Source organism: Ruegeria sp. AH3, from assembly GCF_056536265.1.
The window spans coordinates 147,497-170,280 of the sequence record NZ_JBQFJL010000003.1 but is presented as its reverse complement, the minus strand read 5'-3'; the positions used below and the strand labels follow the sequence as shown (position 1 = coordinate 170,280).

The following is a 22,784-nucleotide window of genomic DNA, read 5'->3' as shown; positions in this document are numbered from 1 at the left end:
TAATCGAAACTGCATATGGAACGTCAGCTTTGCCCTTTAGGCTGAGAGTTCGAGTGGCTCCTCACTTTGCTTGTGCAGCGAATGGCGGCAATGCGGGCTGCGACCGCAGAAAATGATTGTTATGCCCAATGTCGGGAATGGGCCAAATTCAACAGATTCCGGCAATCGGAATAACTTTGTAGTCTGTCAGCTTCCCAAGACTAAGTTTGCTTTGATGCCAGATATCGTGTGGCTGCGGAAAACAACTCTGCCTGCGAGCTGACGCCTAGCTTGGAGTAGGCGTTGTGGCGATGCACTTTGACTGTACCTTCGGTGATCCCGAGAAATGCGGAAGCAGAGCCGGCTGAGTGGCCTTGCAAAACAAGGCGCACGACCTCGGCCTCTCTTGGGCTTAACCTGTCCGCCCCAAACGCAGCCAACCGTTCCTCAACCTGATTCAGGGCTTCCCGTTGATCTTCGGCACCACTCAGGTTCCAGTTTCGGATCACGGCGGCCGACAGGGTCTTATGGATGGAATTGATCTTCGCGACATCCTCAGGGGTAAACCGGCGCTGACGGGCGCCTCGCGACAGGGATATTACAACCCAGTCCCCGGTGTTTCGTCTGATCAACACCCCCAACTCGTCGCTGATCCGAACCTTGCGATAAAAGGTGCGGTAGTACTCTGAACGAAAGAACGCCTCATTGACCAAATCGGCCAGACGGTAAGCGCCGGGTTCTTTTCCCGATCTACACGCTTGCGAAAACGGATCCAGCAGGTATGGGCCGGTTGCATAAAACTGAATTGATATGGCCGCCTGCACGTCGTCGAGATCGTGATAAAGCGAGACAGGTGGTGCTTGATCCTGATACCGCGTGAGGATCATCGTTTCAAAATTGACATGCAGTTCCAGAATCTTCCTCAGAGCTGTTGGGAAGAAGTCTGTTTCCAACCGCTCCAACAAGATTGCGTAGGTCTCATCCCACTTGGCCGCCGAGATGTCGTCTCTGTCTGGTAACAAAGCCAATTCCTATAACTAAAGATATATATCCTACCGCAAATTTACAGTGATGGCCATTCAATTCCATTGTTGATGTCAGAGCGCTCGCCCGGGGTGCTGACTGTGCCTCGTCACCAAAGCCTCTCCGGGCGTGAAAATTCAGGGCGAGATTCTGCAACAAGGAGGAGATACGATGAAACCGCATTTTGGCCTTTCGGCTGTTGCCATTGCCTCAAACCTCGCGATTACCTTTCCGGCTTCCGCCGAAGACCTCTCAATCTACAATTGGGCTGATTACTTTGGCGAAACGACGATTTCGGACTACGAAAAGGAGACCGGGACACATGTCAGCCTGGACTATTACGATTCAAACGAGGTTCTGGAAACCAAGCTGCTGACAGGGGCGTCAGGTTACGATGTCGTTTTCCCCGCCGCGTCCAATGCGCAGCGAGAGTTTCAGGCCGGGGCGTTGCATCCGATCGACCCAGCGCGCCTGAGCAACTACGACAATCTCAATCCGAAAATTCTGGCGTCGCTCGAAAGTATGCCCGGTGCCCGGCAATTGGGCGTACCTTACACTTGGGGCACGGTAGGGCTTGCCTACAATCCGGCCATGATCAAAGAGCGGCTGGGCACGGATGTCATCACATCCTGGGACGTTCTTTTTGATCCTCAGATCACCGCCAAGCTTGCCGACTGTGGGATTGCCGTGCTGGACTCACCGGTAGAAATGGTCTCGGTGGCGCTGAACTATCTCGGAGCTGACCCGTACTCCGATGACCCGGCCGATCTCGACAGGGTTCAGGACCTCTTCGAGGCCGTCACACCGTCCATTCGTTATTTTCACAACCAGAAAGCATCTACAGATTTGCCCGGAGGAGATGCCTGTTTGGCAGTGATGTACAGTGGTGATGCCGGCATAGCTCAGGCCCGTGCCATGGAGTCCGGCAATGGTGTCGAAATTCTGTATTCAATTCCAAGCGAAGGCACGTTGATGTGGATCGACCTCATGTCCATTCCGGTGGATTCTACGCGGGCGGATGAAGCGTATCGGTTCATTGACTACATGCTGCGGCCTGATGTCATCGCAGGAGTGTCCAACTACGTCTATTTTGCGAATGCGAATTCCGCAGCAGATACATTTGTAGAGGAAGCCATTCTGACCGACCCGGGAATCTACCCGGATGAGGCGACATTTAGACGACTCTTCCCTGATCTGAGTGTCGGCGCGAAAACGCTGCGCAATCGCAACCGTCTTTGGACGAATGTAAAATCCGGCACCTGAACCCTGCCAAGCCCGGCAAAGGCGGGAAAGAACTGCAATTCCCCGACACTCGGGCAGCAACCATCAAAATCAACGGAGCCAATAATGGTGACTTCAACCGACCGCGCCTTTCTGGCGCAAAACGAAATGGGCATGGGGTATGAGCCGACCTTTAGCGGAGCGACAAGTCTGTTCCGGCGACAATACTCCCGCAATCTAAAGAGCGCGGATATGGTTACATGGGGCGTTCCCTATGATCTCTCTGTGACCAATCGCCCGGGGTGCAGGTTCGGGCCACGTGCCATTCGTGCTGTATCGACCAACCTCGCCTGGGATGGTGGGCCCTGGCCCTGGGGGTTTGATCCCTTCGAAACCCTGAACATGGTTGATTACGGCGATTGTGATATCGACCCAGGCTTTCCAGAGCAGATTGCGCTGCAAATTCAGGACCAAGCGCGGGAAATCCTGAAATTTGGTGCCTTTCTTCTGACGATGGGCGGAGATCACTCGGTCACCTATCCGATCCTTAAGGCGCAGGCAGAACGCCACGGCCCTATCTCGCTGATCCAGATTGATGCCCATTCGGATACATGGGAAGAACACCCAAAGCGGATCGACCATGGTTCAATGTTCTACCATGCCACTGTCGAAGGCATCATATCCTCTGAGACGTCAGTACAGGTAGGCATGCGCACGCTGAATGAAAAGACCCACGGGTTCACGGTACTCGACGCAAATTGGGTTCACGAGAACGGGATTGATGCAACGGTTGCGCGCATCAAAGAAACCGTAGGAGACCGGCCTGCTTACCTGACCTTCGATATTGACGCGCTTGATCCGGCATTCGCGCCCGGAACCGGAACGCCGGTATGCGGAGGACTGTCTACCTATCAAGGGCAGTCTTTGGTGCGAAAGCTCGACGGGGTCAACCTTGTCGGGGCCGATCTCGTCGAAGTCTCACCTCCGTACGATCATGCTGAGATTACAGCTTTGGCCGGGGCATCGCTCTTGCTTGATATGGTTTGCCTAATTGCAAAGGCGCGTAAATAGCAAATAGAGAGATGGCTTGTGAGCGAAACCGCCGTTCATAATTCCTACGTTTACAGACCGGACCATTGAAAAAGGTAGAAGACGTAAACAGATAGTCGAAACTTTGACTGCGCTGCGGTAAATCGGTTTCTCTTTGGGAGATGATAGATTTCGTGCACGTCCATGTCCGCTACAAGGAACTGCGGCGCAGCGCGGGTGACTTCGAAAAACTTTAACTTTGGGCCGCCATTGCAGGCAGCCCACTTTTTAGATTTCCACGCTTTCAGAGATCGCCAGAGCGTCTTCGATCTCGACCCCGAGATAGCGGACAGTGCTGTCCATCTTGGCATGACCGAGGAGCAACTGAACAGCTCGCAGGTTACCGGTCTTCCTGTAGATGTGTGCCACCTTGGTCCGCCGCATAGAGTGCGTGCCATAAGACGTAGGGTCCAAGGTGGATCGCGTTCGGCACGTTTGTCGGGGGCGGCATGCTCCTGACGCTCGGGATCTTTGATCTCTTGAGCGCATCCATGCCCCTTCAGGCATTCATATTGCTCTTCCTTGTTTTGGGACTGACGTCCGCCATGGCCGTGATCCCGGTGCGCATCATCTTGCAAAATACTGTTTCGCCCGACCGGATGGGGTCGGTAACGGCACTGAGCGAAGCCGCAAATACGTTGGCGCTGCTGACCGCACCATTTGTGGGCGCATTGCTGGTCGGTCTGTTTTCCGTTGGTGCGCCATTCACAGTCGGCGGCTCTATTCTCCTCGTTGCGACGATAGTGATTTCGCGCCTCAGGCTTGATCAATAAAAAAGCTGACGTTCGGTCACACCTTATGTCTGACCGCTTTGGTCCGGCAAGGTGCGTGTTATCCAGGCACCAAATTACTCTCGCGCAGTGAATGTCCAGAAAGCAGTTTGCAAACGCGGCATCCTGACGGTGCGACCAATGTCTTTTATGGGCCGTTGAGTATGTCGCGGAAAACAGGGTAGGGGCTTATGTTGCATCTGCTCCGAGGTCTGGGACGAGCCCGCTTAAACCGATGCTGCGCGTTGCTCGAACGTCAGCTTTGCGCTGGCACTCTAGGTGCGTTGTCAGGCTCATAGAACACAATCAAAATCTGGTTCAAATGGTTCTCATCCGTTGGAATCCCAGTATTAGCTGCCATTTCGATACCGTTTTAGTGTCTGCGGATAGTTCGGTGGAAAACTCCAGACAGCTTCGCCCGGAGCACGCACAAGCCCGCGCGCTTGAGGATCTCGGTCTGTAAGCAGAGAAATGAACAGGTCACTGCTGGCCCATGGCGAAGATCGGAAATACCAATGCCCGTTTCCTGTATCGGCCGCTTCGGCCTCGGTCACGTCGATGATATGTAGGGTTTTCATCTCAGAAAGTCGGCGCTGAAACAGAGACCCATTTATTGCTTCATCGGAAACCTGACCCAGACGGTCGCGACCGAAGACCAACCGTGACATCGCCAGCGCTGAATCAGTCTGCGATTGATAGAGTGTCACATCTGTAACGGCATCCAGAAGGCCGTCTTCAATCGATTGCAAGAAGTAGCTGCGATCAAGATCGCTGCTGATCAGGATCAGCCGTCCCAGCCGTGGCTTTGACCGAGGCTGCAGAGCAATCTGATAGGCGGCTTCAAATGCGAGCCTTGAGCCTGCGCTGTATCCTATAAGGTGAATGCGCCGGGCGTTGGTGTTTGCCGACAGGTATTCGACAAGAGACCGCAAATTGCGGCGCGTCGCCAATGCAGATTCCTGATCCCGAAAATACGCCAGGCGATTGGGTGTAGCGGGCCAGTTGTAGCTGATGAAGGCGCCCTGATAGCCCAGAAAGTGCTGCAACTCTTTGGAAACAAGGGTCGAGTAATCAAAATCGACATTGTAGCCATGGACATAGATGAAAATGTCTTTGTTGCGAGAGGCTGCAAGGTGATCGTCAATCCGTTGGGCAAACCGAAGTCCAGCTGCCTTCATCTCCTGTTGCGAAGGTGGATCGTTCATGTAGCGCGTGACGCTGAATGGCATGACACCAATCTCTTGTACGTCAGACAAGCTGAGCGTGTAGTCCTTAGCGCGGTCGCGCGTCATAGTAACGTGGCGAAGCTTTTCCAACGTCGCCAATGGGGGGTTGCTTTGCACTTCGGCAATGCCGGTACGCAGAATGTGACCGCGCTCATTGTTGTAATAGGCTTGTGGGTCGCCGGGAACCGCGGGCAGCCGATCTGTGGCGTAGAATAGCTGCGAACGCTGCACGAAGTTGTCTGCCGTGATGTCCTTGTAAGGGTCAAAAGCAGCCTCGGCATAGACCGTTGGTGAAGGCATCAGTTCAATTTCGTCATAGATATTTGGCCCGCAGGCAGCCAGGATACAGAACGAACACACGGTTGCCGTAGGCAAAGCTCTGGTAATCAGTCGCCTCGTCGTTCCTTTCCTCAATTGCCTTTGTCCGACTGTTCGCATCCAACTGCAATTGTCTGTCCCAAGCATGTCGGCACCGCTGCTCGCGCCTTGGTGCAATTTCGACACTTCAGACCTGTTTGTGTTCGGCATGGCCGCCTTTCGCATAATGCCCTTGCTCAGAAGCTGTATGTCACACCCAACACGGGTCCGGATTGTGAGAGCTTGAACTTGCTATCACCTTCACCTTTGTCGACCATGATGTAGCGATAACCTGCGCGCAAATTCCACTTTGGAGTGATGGCATACCCCACTGTAGCTACAAGTTGCGCCGTTTCGCGATTTGAGCGAAATCCGCCGTAGTCAGCCAAGGCAATTGCTGACCAGCGGTCATTGATCTGATACCGGATACGGGCTGCAATTAGGGGATCTACCCAATCGTCACTTGTTCTTGCACTTGGTGCCGGGCTGGGGCCACCGACCAGAGTGATTGTGCTGCTGGTATCAAACCAACGAAACCCACCCCCGAGATCGACGTCCAGAGCTTGGTCCTGATAGACCGTGTACGCCGCATACCCGCTGAAGAACTGTGTCTTCAGGCTGGTTTCTGCGCCGCTGAACACCGGGCCAGGGGTGTCGCCTTTAAATGTCAGATCTGTGCGCATGTAGTCTGCGATCAGTGACCATCGACCGTGTCGCGCCTCAACCGTGCCCATAAAGGCGAGGTCTAGATTATCAAGTGCGTCGCTGAAGCTCAGTTCCGACTCTAAGGGGCCAATGGTTGTCTCGGTATCTGCGCCATAGATGTAGAAGCTGCCGTAAAAGCTCCAGCCAGAGTCCTGAGCCACTGCTGGAGATCCGTAGAGCAGCGTAGTCGGCGCAACTAGAAAGCTACACACGATACTCCTTACTTGTGTGAAGTCCACGATCTGCTCCCCTTTTTTGATCCCAAGATTGAAGCGCGGCAAAAACGTGAGCCGCGTCGTATTCCTGTTACGTTTCACAATCGCATTCGACCGGGTCGAGTATCGGAACAGATGCCTCAACGCCATTCATTTCACGGGTGCGAAACTCTGAGGGTGTCTGACCCGTCCATTTCTTGAAGGCCCGTGTCATGGCCGTCGCGTCAGAATACCCCAACTGAGCCGCGATATCGCCCATTGAGATTTCAGACTTTGAAAGCAGGCGCTTCGCCCGGTCACATTTAGCTTCGATAACGATGCGAGACAGTGATGTCCCATAGGCAGCAAGCCGTCTGTTGAGAACCGCGCCTCGAAAACCGCATGCCTTGGCGAGCGTCGTAACCGACAAGTCCGTGCGCCCGACCATTGAGTAGGCAACGCTTTGGATCGAACTCAGCAAATCTGTAGGCACTGGGTTTTTTTCGTCCTGAGTGGTCGACACGTACTCGGTTGAGGTTCGGTTAACCAGTTCAAATAAAAGCCAAGCACTTGGGAAGCGGATGGAATACCCGTCTGAGCCCGCACCTATCGCCCGGATACCGTAGAAGTAAGACGGGAGAAGATCAGGACGGTTCACACGCACAAGAACCTTATTTGCTTCCCAACGCTGACCTGCAGTTTCGTGCAGCAACGTAGCCCATCGGCTGATCTGAAACGCATCCATATAGGCGGGCGAACAGCATGGCGTGAATCTGCGTTTGGCGGACAGCACGGCGAACTCGCCAGAGACATCAAGTGTCATGGTGACCGCATTTGTGTTGTTTCCCGCATGAACGCAGAACCTGGCAATGAAATCAGCCAGCGATTTTGCGACGCGAAAGGCCTGTCCGAATGGGGATGCAATCGTCGGATCTGAAGTTTGACCAACAAGTGCTGGAAAGTCTGGGGATGTCTTTTGTGCGACGGCTTCAAACACGGCATAGACAGTGTCGTGCGGAATGAAACAACTCGGAGCGCTCAACTCCGAGAAGGATAGATCGAATTCCGCAAGGAGACTTTCTACAGATTGACCGGATTCTTGAAACGCAAGCAAAAGCGGGACGATGACCCGCCCGCGTGTAAGCGGTGGTGTTCTGTGTCGAGCATGCGCGTCCTGCCCTGTCATCATAACTCCCTTAAGACACCGCAATTGAAAGGCCGGGCACGTCAAGCATAGACAAGCGCGGCTCTGTGTCCCTGACCTGCGTCAAAGCCGAAGACACTTTTTTGAATGAAAAAGTCAGGTGCCCGCTCGCAGAGGCTCAATGGAATTAAACCACGCCAACTGCAGAGAGCAGTCTAGCAAACTGGCACCACTGCATGAACGATAGGCCCGCCGCCGGGTCAATTTTAATAGAGAGCCTCTAGTTGTTGGCCAAAGTGCTATCGCTACCTGTCATTTTTGACCAGTTTTCGGAGGCGGTCGCCCCAATCTGTCAGGGCATACATTCGAACTTTGTGGTTTGTTGGAGAGAGATGGCCAAGGCTCCGATTGTAGCATTTTAAGAACAACAAAATGAGAGGCGCGAGAGTGCGCTTTTGATCAGGTGCCGGGACCATCAAACAATGCATTTCTGTAATTGGCTAGTGGAGCGGGCAAACTATGAATCTCACGCACAAACGCTGGAAACTTGCTGCTTTAGCTGTCCTGATTGGAAGCACAGCGACCGCTCAGAGCTTTGATACCACGGTCGATGCACTTGCTGAGACATACGAAGTGCCCATTACCATAAACAACTTTGTTCGGGCTGCTACAGACAATGAACTGAAGACGTACAATGGCCTGGCCGGAGGCGTAAATCAGTTCTTTCACTTCAAAGAACCCACCCCCATCGACAATCAGCCCACCATTCGGATGAACCGCGACACACTCTACAGCGTTGCGGTTATTGATATCAGCCAAGGCGCAACCCTGACTCTGCCCGATGTGGGCGACCGATACATGACGACGATGGTGGTCAATCAGGATCATTTCATCAATGAAGTGTTCGACGGTGGCGGTGTGTTCCAGCTTGACATGGATACATTCCATACCCCCTACGTACTTGTTTTCATGAGAATACTGGTGGATGCCGAGAGCCCCAAGGATGTCGCGGCAGTCAATGCAATTCAGGACGGGTTCACCATTGATGCCGCCTCCGCGACGCCTTTCGAGATGCCCAATTACGACACGGAGAGCTTTGAGGCGCTGCGCCAAGCCGCAATTGAGCTGGGCAGGTTCGCCACAGACAGCGTCCGAACTTTTGGTACGGCAGATCATGTAGACCCATTGCGCCATTTCCTTGGCACCGCCGTCGGCTTTGGTGGACTGCCCGAAGACGAGGCCTTTTATCTGAATATCGAGCCCGGCCTGCCGCTTGGAGAATACAAAATCCAGGTCCCAGCGGAAGTGCCAGTGAACGCGTTCTGGTCCGTGAGCCTCTATAATGCAGACGGGTTTTTTGAACTCAATTCCCTCGACTCGTATGTGGTCAATTCGGTCTCAGGCACCAAGAATGATGATGGCAGTGTGACCGTGCATTTCGGCGGCTGCGACGACGGACGCATGAACTGTCTCCCGATCATGGATGGCTGGAACTATGCCGTGCGCCTTTATCAGCCGGGCCCAGAGGTCATCGACGGAAGCTGGGTCTTCCCCTCCGTAGAACCCGCAAACTGAACAACAGGATGCTTACGATGAAAAAGCTTCTTCTGACAGTCGCGCTTACACTCCCGACAGGCGTTTGGGCCGAAGACATGGTCGATGTGACCGTCGACACCCTTGTGCGCGCCGAGACAGATCACATGTTTCGCACCAACATAGCCAATCTCGGCCTCGCTGTTGGCGAGTTAGGGCATATGCGCGAAGCCACCACACCGGACAACCAGCCGGTTATCCGCATGAATCAGGACACGCTCTACTCCGGCATCTTGCTGGATTTGAGCAAACCCGTCGAAGTGACATTGCCCGAAGCGGATGGCCGTTATATCTCGATGCATGTCATCAATCAGGACCACTTCATGTATGCCGAGGCAGAGCCCGGCACGTATCAAATCACACAGGAAGACCTTGGTACGCGCTTTGGTTTCATCGCGTTTCGCACATTCGTCGATGTGACCGACCCGGATGATATTGCCGCCGCGCAAGCGGCACAGGATGGAATTGTCGTCAGCGGCGGTGGAACGGGTCCATTTGACGCGCCGAACTGGAACACCGAACAGCTTGCCACTGCGCGTCAGGCGATAAACGACCTGTCCTTGCTGGGCACCGATTCAGCCCGTGCCTTTGGCAGAACAAAAGACGATATTGATCCGGTTCAGTTTCTGGTCGGCGCCTTCTCGGGCTGGGGCGGTCTTCCGCCTGAGGCCGCGATCTATCTGTTGGACGCGGTCGATCAGAATGACGGCGAAACACCGCATGCGGTAACCGTCAAGGATGTGCCGGTTCGGGCGTTCTGGTCGGTGACTGTCTATAACGGTGACGGCTTTCTGGAAGCCAATGATCTGGGCATAAACAGCTACAACGGCTACACAGCCGAAGCAGCAGAAGACGGCTCGGTCACGTTGCATTTCGGCGGGTGCGACGATGGCCGCGTGAATTGTCTGCCGATTACTCCGGGCTGGAACTACGCGATCCGCCTCTATGAGCCCGAGGGTGCAATCCTGAACGGCACTTGGACCTTCCCGAAGCTGGAGCCGATCAACTAGGCCACTCGCCCAAACCGCATCTCAAAAGGAGTACACGGCTATGCGTCGATCCCATACTCTTATGGGGCTGCTTTTTACAGCCAGTGCCGGAACCACAACCGTTGCAGACGAGGCATCCGATCTGGCACAGGAACTGGCCAACCCACTTGCGGCAATCGTCTCGGTTCCGTTTCAATTGAACTATGATGAAAATCTGGGCGTCTCTGATCAGGGCTCGCGCACCACGCTGAACTTTCAACCAGTCGTGCCCTTTCAACTGAACGATGACCTTAACCTGATTACCCGAACTATCATTCCTTACATCTGGCAGGAAGACGTTGTGCCGGGCACACGCCAGGAGGGGTTCGGAGATATCCTGTTCTCTGCGTGGTTCTCGCCAATCGGAACCGGGGACATAACGTGGGGCGGGTTCTGTCGCAAATTCCTCTGAAGGCTGAGGAGATGGCGCATGCGGGTTGATTACCCTGCCAGTTTAGCAAACTGCTGAAATGCCGAGAATCCGGGTGTGAATTGACCTTTACGGATCATGTTGACCAGCTCGATGCCCGCGAGGGCAGATGCGGCGGAATCGAAAGACTTGAAACCCATCATAGGCCTGATCCGCCGTTTGATGAATCGATGGTCTTGCTCAATGATGTTGTTGAGATATTTCTGCCTCACCATCTCGATCGGTATCGGACAACCAAAGCCTTTCAGCATCTTGTTTATAGCTTTGATGCCAGCAGTGTTGGCCCCGCTTTTGTCGATGACAATCTTCCGTGGTAATCCGTTTACCTCAAGCGCACGAGCGAAGAACTTTGTTGCTGCAGCTTTGTTCCGGCGCTGCGAAAGCATGAAGTCCAGGGTCTTACCGTATTTATCGATGGCCCGGTAGAGATAGACCCACTCACCCTTCACTTTCACATAGGTCTCATCCATGCGCCATGAACGATCGGCAGGACGCTTTTTGTGCCGCGAAGCATCAGCGACAAGACCGGCGTAACGGCTCACCCAGCGGTTCAAGGTCGCGTGATCAAGTTCAACGCCACGTTCCGCCATGATTTCTTCCAGATCCCGATATGAAACGCCGTAACGGAGATAGAAGAAAACAGCGTACAAGATCACGTCTTTCGGAAAGTGCGCACCTTTGAACGAGATGGTCACGGTCTGCTCCTGTCTTATCTGAGTATGCGCTACAAAAACGACACTCAGTCTGACAGGGGAGAAAAAGTTTGCGACAGAACCGTGCATCATTAGGATCGACCGACAGGAAAAAGTGCTGATCCAGCGCGGCGCCAAACTTGATCTTGGTTTCTTTCAGAAGCGGTCCTGAGACTACTTTGGTGGCCGTATCCTGAAGTTCCTGCAATAGTTGCTTTTGTTTTTTGCCGGAAAGGGCAGGGTGCTCGGGGTCACGTTCGCCCTCGAATCCAAGCTGCGCTCGGTCGAGTGACAGATCCACGTCTTCCGAGAACCGATGGATGATGTCATAGGCCTTAGATAGCGATGTCCCACCCTTGAAGATCATGTGAGTGCCAAAAGAGGGCAGGGCGAATAGATGTTTCAGCGACCAGCAGACCCAGAAATCCTTCTCAACGATTGCCTTGGACATACCAAGCTTTGCGGCCGTTTCCTGAAACGCTTCTTCACGGTTCTTTGGAGTATCGTTGGCAAACTGGTCCAAGATCAGACCCGTGCCACGATTTGCTGCACTACCGGGTGCATCCAGGCCGGTACATATCTACTTTGTTTTGCGAGCAATGCGCGGTCCTTAACATCCAGATTGCGGGCCAGCGTGTCGACAACACGGCTATCCACCTGGTTTTTGCCAACATAGCGTAACGCCTGAAATATGGCGCCGGTTTTCTGGCCTGCACCAACTAGCGTTTTGGATGATGCATTTCGGAACTGGATGACTTGTCGACCAACTGTCTTGGTGCGGGTCGGGCCGTCGGTCATATAAGTCGGCTTGGACGGCACTTGGGTCGACAGCCCCAACTGGTTGGCTGCCATGGCAGGGGAGGGCTGTAGAACCTGATTGTCTTTGCGTGCAATCGCTTTGGCAATGTCATCGGCTGACGGAGACAACAGCCCTAATCGGGCGCTCTTTCTCGGATAGTCATAAAGCCCACGCGTTAACCGTCGGATCATCCCTTGATCCGCCAAACGCGACAATGCCTGATCCACGCTTGCGCGGGAGCCGATATCCAAAAAGTCCAGTGGCGCAAAGATTGCCCCCCGGCCTTTTCCGATGATGCGTTGTTTAATCGATGAAGTGATCATAGTTTTCTCCTTGTCAGAAAATATAGTACTTTTTTCTGACATTCAAGTTAGGAGAAAGCTGAGGTGATGTGTAAGTCGGGCGGGAAGCAGAAGTTCGCTGGGAGTGCAAAGATTATCTCATCGGGAGCCAAGAGCAGACCTTTGTCTGTCCGTCACACACCCATTCGGTATCGATGAACTTTGTTTTGATCTCGTCTGGAGGTTCGTCCACTTCACAACCAACGCACCTCCTTCTTGGAAGCGCATGCCTCTGAACGAATTATTACAAACCCTATAGAAAATCGTCAGGGCTTGGCGGGTCCTGACCAACCTGCAGCTATCATTGCACTGATCAGCTCTTGAACTGGCTGTGGGTCTACAAACACCCGAGCCTTTAGTTTTTCGAGGGGGAAGCTTGGCCAAGTGTCCGAAAATACTCTTGCAAGCCGCTGTGCCTCAGCTTGTTCTCCGTTCCTCCAGTGGGCTGCCATAAGGTAAGCTGCGGAAATTGGTCCGAACGGCCCACCGCGAGATATTGTTTTATCAAACGTTCGGATTGCGGCAGCATAGTCTCCCGTGTGGAACTGAGCCGCACCCAATGCGTTGTCAAAAACTAGCCCTCCACCGTTTTGGGCCAGTGCTCTATATCTCACTGATTGCGACAGAACCCGATCAAAATCGGACGTGTAAAGGGAGATCAGGGCGTCGAATTCAGCAACATGTGAATCATCGGGTGCCAAGTCTACGGCCCTTTGGGATAATCCAACCGCGCTTTCATAATTGCCCACCCCAAATTCAAACCAGGCCCGAGCTGAAAGCGACCATGCTGCATCCGGAGCCATTTCCAAAGCATAAGCACTATTCTTGTCGGCCGCGCGCAAAAACTCATTTGAACTTGGACTGCCGGATTTCATGATGGCGAACATGGTTTCGACCTGAGAAGCGCCTGCGTACCCCCCGTAGAACAACGGGTCTCGTTCAATTGCTGTTTGAAATATCAACAACGCAGGTTGAAGGCGTGCCAAATCTGTAACCGGGAAAATTAGATCCCGGCCTGCGTTGCTTAGGTTCATTGCTTCGACGCGGGCTGGAGACACGTCGTAGATCGCAGTTTTGCCAGTTTTTGGAGCAACAGATTGCAAACTGCGGCCGATCAGAACGCCGGTTAGAATACCGGCTACTAGAATTGAAAGCGAGATAACGACCAAGGTAACCCGTTGCCTTACGCGTAAGCTTTGTCTGCTTCGATCGGAGCCCGACAAAAATTGTGGTGCGTAACTTCCGACAGGCAATGAGATTACCAGTTCGTCAGCGGCCCCTTTACTTTCATAATAAGCTTGGAGCTTTCGCCGAACACGTCCGGCATCCACACGCACGACACCTTCGCGTTTCAATAGCTCATCCGCCTCGTAGCCATAAATATCCATTGCAATGGTCTTAGCGCGTATCTCGTCGGAACGACCCTCCAGTGTTTCTGTCACAACGTAAGACAGGAATGATCGCATGCGGGCGGATCCTTTAAATTCATCCGACCCCAGAACCTTATTTAAAGCGACACGCACCTGCTCGCTCGAGAAGTGTTGAGTACCAGTCTGATCCTGATTTCCCACGCTGACGTTCAAAAACTATCCTTTCACAATAAGGGTTTGACGTCATGATGTTACCGTAGCATGCGACTTGAAACGTGCAATACATATTCTGTTGGATGCATGCATAGAGAATGAATGCCTATAGGGCGCTGCCAATGACGGATGATGAATTCTTTGAATCCCAATTTCCCGAAGCGGGTCGTCTGCTACGGGACCTACGAGAAAAAGACCAAGAGTTTGATCGGATGTGTCGCGACTACAAAGAGGTTTTCGCGGAATTGGCGATGCCGCCAAATTCGGAGTCAGTTCTGCAGTTGCGATACCTTGCCGATCTGGCAGAAAGCATTTCGGACCTGCGCGGCAGTATAGAAGGACAGCTGCAGGCTCAAGGCGCGGGTGCGGAATCGGTACGGGATAAAGATTTGGAGGTTTGACATGAGACTTAGATACATCTTGCCGGCGTCGTTGATTGGTGTCGGCTCCGTGCTTGCACAGGAAACCCCCATTGTTCATGACGGTGAGTTTGAATTCCTCCGCGCGCAGTTTGGTGAGGCATGGGATGCGCAAGACGTTGAAATCAACGCCAAGCTGGCCGAAATTCGTGCGACCAATGGTGGCAAGCCTCCGAATTTTCTCTACGTCCTAATCGACGACGTCAGCTTCGGTCAGATGGGCGACCGCAAGATGAACTACGTCATGGGGATTGAGACACCCAGCATCAATCATTTGGCCACCGAAGGTATGTCGCTGATGCGCATGTATACCGAACCCTCCTGCACTCCGACCCGCACAGCCATGTTGACAGGGCGCCACCCAATTCGCGCAGGTGTGGAAGAGGTCAAGGTGGCTTTGGTTGGCGAGGGCCTTCCGGCCAGTGAAGTGACACTGCCGGAGATTCTGAAACAGGTCGGCTATAATACGGCGCATGTCGGCAAATGGCACCAAGGCGACATCGAACAATCATACCCCCACAATCAGGGGTTTGATTGGGCCGCATTTCCACTCCACCAGCAAGTACAGCTGAGCCTCATGACCCCCGAGGCAATGCGGTCCAACACCATGCTCGGCTATGTGCCCGAGGGGCAGAACAATCAGTTCCTGCTGGATGAACGGTTCAAGCCATACGGCCTTGTCACCGGTGTCGAGGCCGAAGCCGGTGGACCCGCCCAGGAAGTAGAAATGTCAGCCGGTGAAGTGTGGACGCAGACCAAATATGAAGAGATGAACGAACGATATCAACGGCAGGTGTTGGAGCAACTTGAACGCGTCGCTTCCGAGGATGCGCCATTCTTCTTACAATACTGGCCGCTTTACCCGTTGAACTTCGTCTACCCGGATCAGGCAATTTCACGAAATGGCGGTTTTCATGCCGACAAGCTGCAACTGCTTGATGGTTGGATCGGAGATCTTTTGGCCAAGCTTGAAGAATCTGGCAAAGCGGACAACACAATTGTTGTTTTGATGGCGGATAATGGCCTGATGTATCACTACGAAGGCTCATCCGGTCTGAACCAGCTGATCTATCGCGGTGGCAAAACCCAGCATCTTGAAGGCGGCGTAAGAACCGATGCGTTCATTCGCTGGCCCGGTGTGATCGAAGCCAACAGCGCAGCCGGTGACATCTTTCACGTCTCAGATATCTTCACCACGATGGCGCGAATTGCCGGAGCCACAGACTTTATCCCAAGGGACCGCGTAATAGACGGCATCGACCAGACGGCCTTGCTGTTGAACGGCGAGGGAAATGGGCGGCGCGACTATGTCTATATCTACGAAGGACCTGTCTTGCGCTCGGTCGTCAAGCAGGAGTTCAAGATGCATCTTCCTGCCCCCGGTCAACCCGGCGCGGCTGCTCCGACTTATAATATTTATAGGGACCCCCGAGAGGAACACCCTTTGGTGGGCTACTCGCTTTGGGCCGGGGCATCTTTTCAAGATATGATCAAGCGTCACCAGAAGATGATCGCCAAGTATCCGCATTCAGAGATTGGCAAAGGTACACCTTATGAAGGCATTGAAAACCTGCGCCCGGAATCCGAACTGACCCGCGACGTATTCACGAGTTGGCAGTGAGATCACAAATTTAGTAATTATTCGAATATATCGATGTTACTGATGGTAATCACATCGAAGTCAAAAACCGAAGCTCGGCTTCGAACCCTGGGGGAGATGGAATGAAACTACAATGGCTTATGGTTTTGTGTGCAGGCATTGCCGCCCCACCTTTGCAGGCTCAGGACGACCCTATTCAACACGATGCTGAGTTTTATATTCTGCAAGCCCAACGCGCGGAACAATGGGTGCAGGATGACGCTGCCGTTGATCAGGCTTTGGCCGCTTTTCGTGACGGCAACAATGGGCAACCCCCAAATATCGTCAGCGTTCTGATTGACGATATGGGCTTTGGCGATATGGGTATACCCGAGCTCAACGCTGTCCGTGGGTACGACACTCCGAACATCAACGACTTTTCGGACGAAGCGTTGCGTATGGTTCGGATGTATACTGAACCGTCCTGCACCCCGACTCGCGTGGCACAAATGACCGGCCGCTTGCCCGTGCGTATGGGAATGGGTGATACGACCGTCGATATCGCTGGCTTTGGATTGCCCGATAATGAAGTGACGCTGGCCGAAGTCTTGAAACAGGCAGGATATGCAACCAGCCACGTCGGCAAGTGGCATATGGGCGATATTGCCGAAAGCTGGGCAATGAATCAGGGTTTTGACTATGCCCAGCACGCCATCCACCAGCAGGGCCAGCTGACAATCTTTAATGATGATGCGATCAAAGAACAGGTCTCGGTCGCGATCCGGGACTATGAGGATAAATACACACTGGACGGCTGGTTCCGACCGGATGCCTCGGCGATGATGACCGTCATCGAGGGCGAGACCGGCGGCGCCATTCGCGAAATCCGCATGGAAGCCGGAGAACGCTGGAACGCCGAAAAATACGACGAAATGAACCAGGCGTTTCAGGATAAAACACTTCAGGAACTGGAACGCCTTGCAACTGGGGACGCGCCCTTCTTCCTGCAATATTGGCCGATGATCCCGCTGGACAATACCCGCGCCGGCCGTGACGGGCCGGAAAGCGCGAATGGCGGCTTGTATGTCGACAAGATGCAGCTACTGGATCAGTGGCTGGGTGATCTGTTTGCGCGCATGGATGATCTAGGGCTCAGCGAAAACACCATCGTTGTGGTTATGGGCGACAATGGGCATTTTACCAAATACGCGCCGCAATCCGGGTTTACCCCACTGATTTACGCGGGCGGTAAAGGCGACACGACTGAAGGTGGCGTGCGCGTGGACGCCTTCATCCGCTGGCCGGGCATGATTGAAGCTGACGGGTTGTTAAACAGCATCATTCATGTTTCGGACCTGTATACCACGATCTCGCGCTTTGCCGGGGCGGATGGATTCATCCCAAGGGATCGTCTGGTCGATGGTGTCGATCAGTCGGCGGCGCTACTGTTCGCGGATGAATCGAAAGCGCGACGCGATCACGTGATCATCTATTCGGTCGCGAAACCCGAGGCGATCGTTAAGGATCAGCTTAAGCTCAAACTGCCGGGACCCGGCGAGAGCGCAATTTTAGCAAAATTCTTCGATCTTTACCGCGACACCCGCGAAGAATACTCGGTCTCAACCGAAGTCGGGTCTTGGGGTGGGCAGGAATTCGTACGTATACTGGGCCGCCACAAGGCGCGGAAAGAGAAATACCCCGATACTCCGCCCGCCTACGGCATGCCTTATGAGGGGATTGAGAACATTCGTCCCGAGACACAGCAAGCCGTTGAAGCTTTCATGATCAAGCGCGCGTCGCCCCAGAAGTAGGCCTGTTCTTTCGTAATGAACCGCGAAGGACTGTAATCACCAAAATCGAGGATCTCAGCATGGTTGGTAGCATAATTTTCGCACTGGGATTGATCGTGTCACTCGGAATCGGGTTTGTCTATTTCCGCGACCTTGGCGATGTCTCGCAAATGCTGCTGAAAGTAAAGCGCGAGAATATGGTGCGCTTTATCCGGCATGAATACCGCCTGATTGGCATTGGCCTGGGCGGATTTGTAGTGGCAACCCTTGCACATTTCCTTTTGGGGGGCGGCCCTTTCTGGCTTTGGCTTGTAACGGCTGCGCTGACCTTGCTTCTTTATGGGTTTCCCTATGTGTGGGTGCATTTGGGCCTGAGAAACCAGCTCAACGACGCCCAGTATTTTTCTATCGAGGAAGCGCGAAAATATGTCGGTCCAACAGCGCCAGTCATCGTCATCGAACACAATGGTCACGCGCGCGCGCACCCGGATGCGCAGATCATGCGCCCTCATTTGGCGGGCGATGTAGATGGGCTGGGGGGCGAGGATGTGGTCATGACTTACTGCGCGATGGCCAATCTGGGTCAGGGGTACACACCGCGAATAGAAGGACGGCGCCTGAACCTTGAGGTTCTGGCCCAGCATGGCAACAACTTGATACTGCGTGACAACGACACGGGCGATCCGATCCAGCATATCTACGGTTTTCGCGAGGCGGATCGCGACCCCAACTCCGAGGGTCCTGCTTGCCCTCTCCGGCCCGAAGCGCAAATGAGGCCTTGGCCCACCTTTCGAATGACATTCCGCGGGTTTCAGAAAGCCTATCCAGAAGGTGAGGTGTTTCTGAACAAACCATCCACGAACCCTTTGCTGCGTCTGCTGGACATGATGACCGAGATCACCTTTGGCTGGGGCATCGGACGCCAACATCAGGAAGACGCTCCTGTGATGGACAACATGGATCGTTCAGACCACCGGTTGCCGAACAAAACCTACGTCTGGGGAATTACGATTGGTCAAGATGTCGCTTGCTGGACCGACGATTTCATCATCGAGAACAACTGGATCGTGACCGCCAAAGTCGGAGGACGGGATGTCGTGGTCAGCCTGGATCCGAAATATGAAAGCCTGGGCGTTTGGTATAACGACTCGGGTCAACCGGTGGCCAAATGCGATTTCTGGGGTCACTCGGATCAGGGTCAGCTAAAACGTGTAGAAACCCTGCGCGCAGGCGTATTCTGGCACGTTTGGTCCGAGTTTTTCCCGAACACAGATATCAATCGCGTCGGCAACAGTTCGATGGCGACGGAAGAAGCTGCGGAATGAAAATCAGGACCACACAATTTCAAACCAACGACAATTTATTGAAACTTGTATGTTTGTCGGGAGGAACAGAATGTTTTCGTCACTATGGGTGAAAAGTTGCTTATGCGCGGCAACGCTATCGGCATCGGCAGCCACAACGGCTGCGGCACAACAATCCGATTGGTCCTACGAGGCCACGATTTATCTGTTCATGCCGGAAACAGAAACATCCTTAAGCACCCCCATGGGGACACTGGACGGTACACTCAGTTTTTCTGATGCATTGGAAAACCTAGATTTCGCCTTTATGGGAGCGTTCTCGGCCACCGACGGACGATGGCTTATACTTGCAGATTACAACTACACAGATTTGTCGTTCAGCAACAGCACTCCCGGCCCCGCCAGTTCGGGCCTCGAGACATCATTTACCACGCAATACCTAAGCGGTTATGTCGGCTACCGAGTGTATGAAGCACCAACTATCTCGGTGGATGTCGCCGGAGGGTTCCGGTGGTTCAGCACTGATACAGAGTTCACCCTTCTCCCTGGCGCGGCACCGGGGAGGACAACAACCGCCGACGACAGCTGGACCGACCCTGTCATCGCCGCCAGAGCACGCGTCCGGTTCTCGGACAAATGGTCCGGCACCGGTTTCGTCGACTACGGAGGTTTCCGCAGCGGCAGTGAAACATGGCAGGTTCTGTTGACCGCCGAATATGCCATCAACAACAGATGGCTGATCCGCGGCGGCTATCGCTATATCTCGTTTGACCATGAGATCGACGGTAGCGATTTTACATTTGATCAGTCAGGGCCAGTGTTAGGCGCGACTTATCGTTTCTAGAATTCTTTATTGGTGAACTCGAGACTGGGTTGTGATGTTACGAACATCGTTTGATTGGCGCGAGTAGACTGCAGAAAGTTCTAGAGAATCATATTCGCTGTGTCCTCAGATTTGTCTTCGTGTCTGGCACCAGTTCTTGAACCCCAGCATCGATAGCTGGTTGGGGTTTGTTCTCACTCTAGAAATCAAGCGATGAATGAAGCAAGTCTAAGTCGCGATGCCACTTTCAACCGCAGAGTGAGAATTCACCTCGGCTGGCTTTCGCAACTACAGCGAATGGCTGCAAAGCGGGCTGCGACCGCAGCATTGAAATATGTAGGCCAACGGCAGCTCAGGGCCGGAGCGTGGTGAGGCCATTGAATGAAGAAGCCCCGCGTAGTCTCTACGCGGGGCTCTCCAATCTCTGTTGTTTGACCTAGTTCCCAGCCGTCACCGACCCGATCGACCAGAACATCGTCTCGCCCGAGGCGTCGTCGACGCCGTCATTGTCGGTCATCACAAACGCCTCACCCGAGGGCAGGATGGCCAGACCTTCGATCTTGTCCAGAACATAGCCGCCGGTCGAGGTCAGGTCGGGTAGCAGGTCGCGGACCTCTTGCTTGCTGACTACGGGCAGGGGGCCACCCAGCGGGGCTGGGGTCATTTCGGACAGCGGGATGCGGTAGACCTTCTTGGTCACGGCACGGTGGTCGTGCTGGTTGTCGCGCTCGATGACATAGACATGAGCACCGAAGGCCACGATTTCCGACAGGCCGACCCATCCGGTTTCGGGCTGTGCTTTGGGATAGTGCACGGCACCCCATTCCTTGTTCTCAAGGTTATAGGCCACCAGTTTCACATGGTTCTCAGGGTCGTCCTTCCATTCCCGCTGAACGGCCATCCACAAGGTGTCACCGACGCGGGTGATGCCTTCGAAGCCAAAGCGTTTTTCGACTGCCATCAGTTCCGGCGGCAGGCCGATTTCACCCTTGCGGTCTTTGATGAGGCCGTTCGCCGAGACATGATAGATCCCGTGCGGGATGACCCGGTCGGTGCGGCCTTCGGAGACGACGTAGAAGCCACCGTTGCCGTCCAGCGTGATGCCCTCAAGATCAAGCTTCTGCGCCGGGTTTCCGTCCTGACGGTGGATGCGGATCACGTCCACGATACGGGCGGGTTGCTGGCTGGGGTCGATCTTGAAGATCGAGGGCTGGAAGCCGTAGAAGCTGTCGTTGACCGCATAGATCATGCCGTCCTCATCCGCGACCAGACCGGACAGAGCTCCCCACCCAATCAGTTCATCTGCACCTTCCGAGGTCAGGTGAGGGTAAGCTGCGGGGGCATCCTGATACTCAAAAATGGACACATGCGCGCGGGGGCCACCATCTTCGATCAGGTCTTTTTCGTTGGCCGAGATCAGCAGGTTACGCTCGGGGATCGCCACATAGCCTTCCGGGCCAACACCCGAGGGCAGCAGTTGTTTCAGCACAGGGTGTGCCGGATCGGTGGCGTCATAGACCCCCACGACCGAGGCACGTTCGGCACCCACAAAGATCATCGGTGCGCCGCTGAAGATGGCCGCGGTCACGCTCTCGGGCTCGACCCCTTTGCTGTCCGAGCGTTTGTCGGGGTAGTGGCCGATCTGGATGATAGCTTTCTCGAAATCGGCGCCGTTTTCGTAAACAACGGTGCCGTCTTTGTGGAAGATCGTCCAACCGCGCGAGCCGCCCTTATAATCGCCTTCATTGGCGGTGGCGAAGTGGTTATCGTCGATCCATTTCACCGCGTCGGGTTCACGCAAGCGGCCCGGCTGGTTTTCGGTGAAGATCAGCGCACCGCGCTCATCGGTGGCGTCGATGCCTTCCAGATCCACGCTACCGGCCGAGAAATGGCTGATGACGGTGCCGTCCTTGCCAACAACAGCGATGTGGTTGTTTTCCTGCAGAGTGACGACGGTTTCGCCCAGAGCGTTTATGTCAACGAATTCAGGCTCGGGGTCGGTCGGGGCGACATCGGCCAAACCGGTCAGAGAGGCCATGGTCATACCCGAACAATCCAGCGCGCCATCTTTTAGCGGCACCAGCGCCAGCGACCCGGCGGGCAGCTGCGGGATGATACCGTCGTTCAGGTCTTCGTCCCGCTCATTCTCGATCGCGACGGCGACAAAGCTGGCATCGGGCGAGATGGCGACGCTGTCGGGCTGACCGCCCAGATCACAGGCACCGGTTTCGGCCTTGCCCGCGATATCGACTGAAATCAGCTTGCCCGATGGCGCGGTATAGCTTTCTGAAGTGTTGACACCCACAAAGGCGGTCGCGCCAACGATCCCGACCGAGGTCGGCTCGCCACTCACCTCCATCGCACCCAAAGGAGCCGGGTTCGCAGGATCGGTAATGTCGACCATGCCGATCACGCCCAGCGGGCTATCGGTGTAAACCAGTGTCATGCCATCTGCGGTTGCCGCGATGATCTCGGGCGAGGTTTCGCGTGCGGTGTCCGCGCCCTCGGCCATGTTCTTGACGACGGGGAAAGACGCAATTCGGTTAAAATTCATTTCTGCCACGGCCTGACCGGCTGTCAGGGCAAGGGCAGATGTCAGGCAGGCAAAGCGCAATGACATCGTTTGGTATCCTCTCTCACTTGATGAGAGTGGCATGGCCGCGATTCATTGCGGTTTTGTGACGGTTCGGATTCA

General features: G+C 54.3%; 20 protein-coding genes and 1 pseudogene. 11 read left to right on the top strand and 10 right to left on the bottom strand.

Translation table 11 applies throughout. The annotated features are described in order from the left end of the window. Positions 1 to 200: 200 nt before the first annotated feature. Positions 201 to 1,001 (bottom strand): helix-turn-helix transcriptional regulator, encoded by an 801-nt coding sequence (locus ACR3EM_RS22190; protein WP_480473244.1) that lies wholly within the window; start codon positions 999 to 1,001, stop codon positions 201 to 203. 172 nt (positions 1,002 to 1,173) lie between these two features. Here ACR3EM_RS22190 and ACR3EM_RS22185 point away from each other — a divergent pair, with 172 nt between their 5' ends. After that, positions 1,174 to 2,265, top strand: a complete 1,092-nt coding sequence (locus ACR3EM_RS22185) for an extracellular solute-binding protein (RefSeq protein WP_480473242.1) — start codon at positions 1,174 to 1,176, stop codon at positions 2,263 to 2,265. Positions 2,266 to 2,349: 84 nt separating this feature from the next. Beyond that, on the top strand, positions 2,350 to 3,294 hold the full coding sequence (gene speB / locus ACR3EM_RS22180) for an agmatinase (RefSeq protein ID WP_480473240.1): 945 nt from the start codon (positions 2,350 to 2,352) through the stop codon (positions 3,292 to 3,294). Between the two features lie 246 nt (positions 3,295 to 3,540). Here the strand turns inward: speB and ACR3EM_RS22175 are convergent. After that, positions 3,541 to 3,726: pseudogene (locus tag ACR3EM_RS22175) on the bottom strand (integrase); the annotation flags it as partial. A 35-nt stretch (positions 3,727 to 3,761) separates the two neighbouring features. Between ACR3EM_RS22175 and ACR3EM_RS22170 the strand changes: the two are divergent. Next, positions 3,762 to 4,085, top strand: a complete 324-nt coding sequence (locus tag ACR3EM_RS22170; protein ID WP_480473238.1) for a hypothetical protein — start codon at positions 3,762 to 3,764, stop codon at positions 4,083 to 4,085. A gap of 347 nt (positions 4,086 to 4,432) precedes the next feature. Here ACR3EM_RS22170 and ACR3EM_RS22165 read toward each other — a convergent pair whose 3' ends face one another. The 3 genes from ACR3EM_RS22165 to ACR3EM_RS22155 all read right to left on the bottom strand — a co-directional run bounded on the left by ACR3EM_RS22165 (position 4,433) and on the right by ACR3EM_RS22155 (position 7,750). Beyond that, the gene (locus ACR3EM_RS22165) at positions 4,433 to 5,608 is read right to left on the bottom strand and encodes an alpha/beta hydrolase (protein ID WP_480473236.1); all 1,176 of its coding nucleotides are present in this window, start codon (positions 5,606 to 5,608) and stop codon (positions 4,433 to 4,435) included. Between the two features lie 254 nt (positions 5,609 to 5,862). Further along, positions 5,863 to 6,531 (bottom strand): outer membrane protein, encoded by a 669-nt coding sequence (locus ACR3EM_RS22160; protein WP_480473234.1) that lies wholly within the window; start codon positions 6,529 to 6,531, stop codon positions 5,863 to 5,865. A gap of 145 nt (positions 6,532 to 6,676) precedes the next feature. Then, complete coding sequence (locus tag ACR3EM_RS22155) at positions 6,677 to 7,750, bottom strand: AraC family transcriptional regulator (protein ID WP_480473232.1); 1,074 nt, start codon at positions 7,748 to 7,750, stop codon at positions 6,677 to 6,679. A gap of 477 nt (positions 7,751 to 8,227) precedes the next feature. Here ACR3EM_RS22155 and ACR3EM_RS22150 point away from each other — a divergent pair, with 477 nt between their 5' ends. From ACR3EM_RS22150 to ACR3EM_RS22140, 3 genes are read left to right on the top strand one after another with little or no spacing between them, the layout of a single operon-like run. Continuing rightward, on the top strand, positions 8,228 to 9,283 hold the full coding sequence (locus tag ACR3EM_RS22150) for a DUF1214 domain-containing protein (RefSeq protein ID WP_480473230.1): 1,056 nt from the start codon (positions 8,228 to 8,230) through the stop codon (positions 9,281 to 9,283). A gap of 17 nt (positions 9,284 to 9,300) precedes the next feature. Continuing rightward, positions 9,301 to 10,311: a DUF1254 domain-containing protein gene (locus ACR3EM_RS22145; RefSeq protein ID WP_480473228.1), complete on the top strand. Its 1,011-nt coding sequence runs from the start codon at positions 9,301 to 9,303 to the stop codon at positions 10,309 to 10,311. A 40-nt stretch (positions 10,312 to 10,351) separates the two neighbouring features. Further along, positions 10,352 to 10,741: a hypothetical protein gene (locus ACR3EM_RS22140; RefSeq protein ID WP_480473226.1), complete on the top strand. Its 390-nt coding sequence runs from the start codon at positions 10,352 to 10,354 to the stop codon at positions 10,739 to 10,741. A 29-nt stretch (positions 10,742 to 10,770) separates the two neighbouring features. On the opposite strand, the gene ACR3EM_RS22135 is transcribed toward ACR3EM_RS22140, so the two are convergent. The 4 genes from ACR3EM_RS22135 to ACR3EM_RS22120 form a co-directional block, all read right to left on the bottom strand. After that, complete coding sequence (locus ACR3EM_RS22135) at positions 10,771 to 11,448, bottom strand: IS6 family transposase (RefSeq protein ID WP_480473345.1); 678 nt, start codon at positions 11,446 to 11,448, stop codon at positions 10,771 to 10,773. Beyond that, positions 11,330 to 11,974 carry a nucleotidyl transferase AbiEii/AbiGii toxin family protein gene (locus ACR3EM_RS22130; RefSeq protein ID WP_480473224.1) on the bottom strand — a complete coding sequence of 215 codons (645 nt, stop codon included), beginning with the start codon at positions 11,972 to 11,974 and terminating at the stop codon, positions 11,330 to 11,332. The genes ACR3EM_RS22135 and ACR3EM_RS22130 overlap by 119 nt, the downstream gene beginning before the upstream one ends. A gap of 2 nt (positions 11,975 to 11,976) precedes the next feature. Then, a complete protein-coding gene (locus ACR3EM_RS22125; RefSeq protein ID WP_480473222.1) occupies positions 11,977 to 12,573 on the bottom strand; it encodes a DUF6088 family protein in 597 nt (198 codons plus the stop codon). Positions 12,574 to 12,857: 284 nt separating this feature from the next. Next, positions 12,858 to 14,174, bottom strand: coding sequence for a tetratricopeptide repeat protein (locus tag ACR3EM_RS22120; protein ID WP_480473220.1), 1,317 nt, complete (start codon positions 14,172 to 14,174; stop codon positions 12,858 to 12,860). 122 nt (positions 14,175 to 14,296) lie between these two features. On the opposite strand from ACR3EM_RS22120, the gene ACR3EM_RS22115 reads away from it, so the two are divergent. The 5 genes from ACR3EM_RS22115 (at position 14,297) to ACR3EM_RS22095 (ending at position 20,110) form a co-directional block, all read left to right on the top strand. Beyond that, positions 14,297 to 14,575, top strand: coding sequence for a hypothetical protein (locus ACR3EM_RS22115; protein ID WP_480473218.1), 279 nt, complete (start codon positions 14,297 to 14,299; stop codon positions 14,573 to 14,575). A gap of 1 nt (position 14,576) precedes the next feature. After that, positions 14,577 to 16,214, top strand: coding sequence for a sulfatase-like hydrolase/transferase (locus ACR3EM_RS22110; protein WP_480473216.1), 1,638 nt, complete (start codon positions 14,577 to 14,579; stop codon positions 16,212 to 16,214). Positions 16,215 to 16,315: 101 nt separating this feature from the next. After that, a complete protein-coding gene (locus tag ACR3EM_RS22105) occupies positions 16,316 to 17,983 on the top strand; it encodes a sulfatase-like hydrolase/transferase (RefSeq protein WP_171724060.1) in 1,668 nt (555 codons plus the stop codon). Between the two features lie 59 nt (positions 17,984 to 18,042). Next, positions 18,043 to 19,287, top strand: a complete 1,245-nt coding sequence (locus tag ACR3EM_RS22100) for a DUF3179 domain-containing (seleno)protein (protein WP_171724059.1) — start codon at positions 18,043 to 18,045, stop codon at positions 19,285 to 19,287. A 223-nt stretch (positions 19,288 to 19,510) separates the two neighbouring features. Next, positions 19,511 to 20,110, top strand: a complete 600-nt coding sequence (locus ACR3EM_RS22095) for an outer membrane protein (protein WP_480473214.1) — start codon at positions 19,511 to 19,513, stop codon at positions 20,108 to 20,110. A 415-nt stretch (positions 20,111 to 20,525) separates the two neighbouring features. On the opposite strand, the gene ACR3EM_RS22090 is transcribed toward ACR3EM_RS22095, so the two are convergent. Beyond that, positions 20,526 to 22,709, bottom strand: a complete 2,184-nt coding sequence (locus ACR3EM_RS22090) for an esterase-like activity of phytase family protein (protein ID WP_480473212.1) — start codon at positions 22,707 to 22,709, stop codon at positions 20,526 to 20,528. Between the last annotated feature and the right edge of the window lie 75 nt (positions 22,710 to 22,784).